This is a genomic window from Segeticoccus sp. (genome assembly GCF_035708005.1).
Genome location: NZ_DASSTI010000015.1, coordinates 1 through 5,096 on the forward strand (window position 1 = coordinate 1; position 5,096 = coordinate 5,096).

4 protein-coding genes are annotated in these 5,096 nt (G+C 72.2%); 2 read left to right on the plus strand and 2 right to left on the minus strand.

The window, feature by feature from the left end; translation table 11 throughout:
• Together VFL99_RS01405 and VFL99_RS01410 are read left to right on the plus strand one after the other, a co-directional pair.
• The coding region (locus VFL99_RS01405) for an SDR family oxidoreductase (RefSeq protein ID WP_325104533.1) at positions 1-818 on the plus strand (818 nt) is incomplete at its 5' end.
• A 257-nt stretch (positions 819-1,075) separates the two neighbouring features.
• On the plus strand, positions 1,076-4,504 hold the full coding sequence (locus tag VFL99_RS01410) for a glycoside hydrolase domain-containing protein (RefSeq protein ID WP_325104534.1): 3,429 nt from the start codon (positions 1,076-1,078) through the stop codon (positions 4,502-4,504).
• A gap of 119 nt (positions 4,505-4,623) precedes the next feature.
• On the opposite strand, the gene VFL99_RS01415 is transcribed toward VFL99_RS01410, so the two are convergent.
• Both VFL99_RS01415 and VFL99_RS01420 read right to left on the minus strand, forming a co-directional pair.
• Entirely contained in the window at positions 4,624-4,821 is a 198-nt protein-coding gene (locus tag VFL99_RS01415; RefSeq protein ID WP_325104535.1) for a hypothetical protein, read from the minus strand.
• Positions 4,822-4,861: 40 nt separating this feature from the next.
• Positions 4,862-5,059: a hypothetical protein gene (locus VFL99_RS01420; RefSeq protein WP_325104536.1), complete on the minus strand. Its 198-nt coding sequence runs from the start codon at positions 5,057-5,059 to the stop codon at positions 4,862-4,864.
• Between the last annotated feature and the right edge of the window lie 37 nt (positions 5,060-5,096).

Sequence of the window (5,096 nt, forward strand, 5' to 3'; positions counted from 1 at the left end):
AGCCTCCCGGCACCGAGGGCCAGATGACCCCGAAACCGGACCACGGCGAGCAGAGCTACCGCGGCAAGGGCCTGCTCGAGGGCAAGGTCGCACTGCTCACCGGCGCCGACAGCGGGATCGGCAAGGCGGTGGCGATCGCCTTCGCCCGCGAGGGCGCCGACCTGCTGCTGTCCTACCTCGACGAGCACGAGGACGCCAAGGACACACAGCACTGGGTGGAGCAGGCGGGCCGCCGCGCGGTCCTCGCCCCCGGCGACGTGAAGGATCCGGCGCACTGCCGCACACTCGTCGACCAGGCCGTCCACGAGCTCGGGCGACTGGACATCCTCGTCAACAACGCGGCATACCAGATGGAGCACGAGTCGGTGGAGGAGGTTTCGGACGAGGAGTGGGACCACACCCTGGCCACGAACCTCAGCGCGTTCTTCCACCTCACCAAGGCCGCGCTGCCGCACCTGCAGCCCGGGTCGTCGATCGTCGCCACCTCGTCGGTGAACTCCGACACCCCGTCGCCGTCCCTGTTCCCGTATGACGTGACCAAGGCCGGGCTCGCCAACATGTGCGCCGCGCTGGCCCAGTTGCTCGGACCGAAGGGAATCCGCGTCAACAGCGTCGCGCCCGGTCCGATCTGGACGCCGCTCATCCCGTCGACCATGCCGAGCGAGCACGTCGAGAAGTTCGGCCAGAGCACCCCGCTCGGTCGCGCCGGTCTACGTGCTGCTCGCCTCCGGCGAGGGCAGCTACATCTCCGGCGCCCGCGTCGCGGTCACGGGAGGACGCCCCATCCTCTGACGGCCGTGCCCGCGCGCGGTTGGTGACAACGGACCCCGAGCGGGCGCGCGAGCGGCTGGCCCACCCTCACGCGGCGAACCGGCTGCGGGTCCGAGCCGCCGCTTTGCGCGCTGGAGGTCGCGGCCGGACAAATTCGCCCGTCTCCCGCCGCACCGTGTCACTGTTGTGACCAATGTGACTATTGGTGTTCAGGCTGTCGGTGTGTCATCCTTGACATCGCTCTCCCAGGGGCTCCCCCGGTCCTCCGTGTCGCAAGGCACCGCACCGCCTGTGAGGTTCACCGATGGCCAGACTGCGCCGTCCTGTCACCGTGCTCGTCGCCGCGGCGGCAGCGCTCTTCCCGTATGCCGGAAGCTTGCCCTCCGCGTCCGCGGCACCTGCCGCGGGCGGCTCGTCGGGCGGCTCGGTCAGTCCCTCGCCGAGCAGCAGCGCTGCGCCGTCCGGCGCGTCGACGCGGCCCAGCCCGGCCACGCCGTCCACCCCCGCGGCCACGCGGCCCAGCGCGGCGACGCCGTCCGCTCCCGCGGCCACGCGGTCCACCCCCGCGGCCACGCCGTCCGGCCCGGCGGGCCCGACCAAGCAGGTCGCCTACCACGGCGTGAGCGTGCAGGTGCCCGCCGACTGGCCGGTGGTCGACCTCGACCGCGACCCGACCGCGTGCGTGCGGTTCGACGTGCAGGCGGTCTACCTCGGCGAACCCGGTGAGCAGCAGGACTGCCCGGCCCACGCGGTCGGCCGTGCCGACACGGTGTGGCTGCGCGACTCCGACGCCGCGAGCGCCCAGGTGCCGATGGCCCGCGCCCACGCGACCCGGCTCGGCGCCCTGCCCGCCCAGGTGCAGACCCAGGACCTGACGCAGACGACGGAGGCCGAGCTGCCCGGCCGCGGGGTCTCGATCCAGACGACCTGGGCCGACACCGCCACCGCCGCTGCCGCCTCGCACGGCAAGGGCCGGGTCGACCGGGTCCTCGAGACCGCCCAGCCCACGAACGCGAAGGACACGACCGCCCCCCGCAACCCGGAGTTCCACGCCCGGGCCGAGGCCCCCGCGCGGCCGCTCCCGCCGAAGTCGGCCGGCGCCACGAACGCCCCGGGGGTTCTCGGCAACGGCGCGGTGGCGGCCACCAACGCCGCCGCCTCCTTCATGCCGGCCGGCACCTCCGGCGGCACCGTGGCCCGGGGCATGGGCTTCGACGCCTGCGCCGCCCCCTCGGCCAGCACGATGCAGGCCTGGCTGAAGTCGCCCTACCGCAGCGTGGGGATCTACATCGGCGGCTCGATGCGCGCCTGCGGCGACGGCAACCTGTCCGCGAGCTGGGTCAACCAGGTCACCGGCATGGGCTGGGGCCTGATCCCGATCTACGTCGGGCGCCAGGCGCCGTGCGTGCAGCAGGGCGGCCTCGCCCACATCAGCACGAACCCGAGCACCGCCGCCGCGCAGGGCCAGGCGTCGGCCGACGACGCGGTGCAGATGGCGCAGAAGTTCGGCCTCGGCCGGGGCGCGCCCATCTACTACGACATGGAGATGTACTCCACCAACAACTCCACCTGCTCCCAGGCGGTGATGACCTTCCTGTCGGCATGGTCGGCCCGCCTGCACGGGTACGGCTACCGCTCCGGCGCCTACGGCGGCGACTCCTCGCTCATGCGCGACCTCAACAGTCGGGTCGGCACGAGCGGCTTCACCCTGCCCGACGACCTGTGGTCCGCGAACTGGAACGGACTGCAGACCACCTACAGCCCCGACCTCCCGGACAGCCGGTGGTCCCGCCACCAGCGGCTGCACCAGTACGCCAGCGGCTCCGAGCGCTGGGGCGGCATCACCCTGTCCATCGACGCCAACTACCTCGACGGCCACGTCGCCGGCCCGGCCCGGCCCCCGTCGTACGGCACCCGCACCTACGGCCCCGGCAGCCGGGAGTTCCGTTTCACGGGGAACATGAGCTACTGGCGGCCCAACGCGACCTCCGGCGTCACCGGCATGGCCTACTGGACCCACCCCTCCGCGAGCAGCACCGAGGCCAACGGCGCGACGTGGTCGCCCAGCCTGGGCAGCGGTCTCTACCGGGTGCAGGTGAACGTGCCGAGCAGCTACGCCAATGCGCCGAACGTGAAGTACACCGTCACCCACGCGACCGGCACGACGACGACGTATGTCGACCAGAGTGCGGTGGGCGGCTGGGTCACCCTCGGCAGCTTCTACGACCGGCCCGGCCACCCGCTGAGCCTGCACGCCTCCGACAACGGCTCGACGAAGACCTCCACCTACATCGGCATCGACGCGGCCCGCTTCCAGCTGCTCGCCACCGCCCCGAGCGCGCCGGGCGGCGTCTCCGGGAAGGCCGGCGACGGGCAGGCCACGGTGTCGTGGAACGCCGCCTCCCCGAACGGCCGCACCGTGGACCGCTACCAGGTCCAGGCCTCCCCGGGCGGCGCGAGCGTGTCGACCTCCGGCTCGGCACGGCAGGCGACGCTGACCGGCCTGACCAACGGCACGGCATACAGCTTCCGGGTGCGCGCGCACAACGCGGTGGGCTGGAGCGCCTGGTCCGCGTGGTCGAGCACGGTGACCCCGGCCGGGCTCGGGCACTTCACCGCGGTCACTCCCGTGCGGATCGTCGACACCCGCCGCGGTATGCCGGCCAACTCCCGGTCCACGGCCCTGGGCGCCCACGCGAGTATGACGATCCGGGTCGCCGGGGTCAGTGGGTCGCCTGTGCCGCGGTCGGCGACGACTGCCGCGCTCAACGTGACCGTCACCCGGCCGGGGACGTCCGGCGGGGTTTACGTCGGGGACGCCAGCGACGGCACCGACACGATCAGCTTCACCCGCGGCCTGACCCTGGCCCACGGCCTGGTCACCCGACTGCGCAGCAACGGCACGCTCACCGTCGTCAACCACTCCGGCAGCACGGTGCAGGTGATCGTGGACGTGCGCGGCTACGCGACGCCGGCGAGCAGCGGCAACTACCACCCGGTGACGCCGACGCGGCTGACCCGGCCGAGCGGCACGACGAGCAACCCGACGGTGAAGAGCCTCGGCGCCTACCGGTCGGTCAAGGTGCGCGTCGCCGGCGTGGCCGGGTCCCCGGTGCCGAAGGGCGTGCGGGCGGTGGCACTCAACGTCACGGCCGGCAACCCGGGCCGTGGCGGCTACCTGCGGGTGTCGGACGACGGCGCCGGCGAGTCGGCGCTGAACTTCCGCAAGGGCGTGAACGTCGCCAACTTCGTCCTGAGCAAGGTCGCCTCGGACGGCACGGTGACGATCGCCAACCGCTCCGGCGGTCGGATGAACCTCTACGTCGACGTGGAGGGCTACGTCACCGGCTCCAACACCGGCGACGGCTGGATGCCCACGAGCAAGCAGGTCGTGTTCAACACGATGACCGGCACGAGCGCGAACCCGCGCAGCACCGCGATCCCCGCCTGGGGTCGGGTGACGGTCAACGTGGCGGGCGCCCGCGGGACGGGCGTGCCGGGCTCGGCGAGCTCGGTGGCCCTGAACGTCCGGGTCAACCAGGCGCCCTACGGCGGGTGGCTCTACGTCGGACCGGTCGACGGGACCGGCACCTCGACGCTGAACTTCCCGCGCGGTGCGAGCCAGACCAACTTCCTGGTGAGCAGGGTCAACAGCAACGGTGACGTGGTGATCGCCAACCACAGCCGCCGGGCGATCAACGTCAGCCTGGACGCGCTCGGCTACGCCCGCTGAGCTGCCGTCCGGGGCGCTTCTTGGTGGCGGTTCTCGACGCGTAGGTCTCGACACCTGCGGATGGCCGGGAGCGGGACGAAGCCGCTCCCGGCCACCTGCGGTCTGGACCCGGTGTGCCGTCAGTGCTGCAGCGTCGTGACCTGCTGCCCGGCCAGAGCCGTGGCTGCCGTCCCGATGCTCGCCGCGTTGACGGCCAGCGCGAGGTTGAGCGCGATGACGTTGGTGACGTTGACCCCGACCAGCAGGGTTTCCCGTGCCGGCAGCGCCTCCACCAACTGCTCGTCGAGCTCCTCGGGGGTCCATCCTCTGTTGGGCATCGATGCTCCTTCCCTCACCGGCCCTCACCATGGCGCCGGATCAGTGCTGGCTCACCGTCACGGACTGCAGCGCGGCTGCGTTCGCCTGCGACAGGAGAGTCGCCGCGTTCACGGCCAGCGCGGAGTTGCTCGCAACGACGTTCGCCCAGTTGTTGTGGAAGGAGAGGGTCTCCTTCGCGGGGAGCAGCTCGATGCACTGCTGCTCGAGTTCGGCGCTCGTGTACTCCGTCATGGTCATTCACCTCCTTCCCGCTGCTGGTCGGGGATCCGCTTCT

What these genes read in the sequence shown, in the direction of transcription:
- VFL99_RS01410 (WP_325104534.1), top strand. Translation starts at nt 1,076, where the DNA reads ATGGCCAGACTGCGCCGTCCTGTCACCGTGCTCGTCGCCGCGGCGGCA.
- VFL99_RS01415 (WP_325104535.1), bottom strand. Translation starts at nt 4,821, where the DNA reads ATGCCCAACAGAGGATGGACCCCCGAGGAGCTCGACGAGCAGTTGGTG.
- VFL99_RS01420 (WP_325104536.1), bottom strand. Translation starts at nt 5,059, where the DNA reads ATGACCATGACGGAGTACACGAGCGCCGAACTCGAGCAGCAGTGCATC.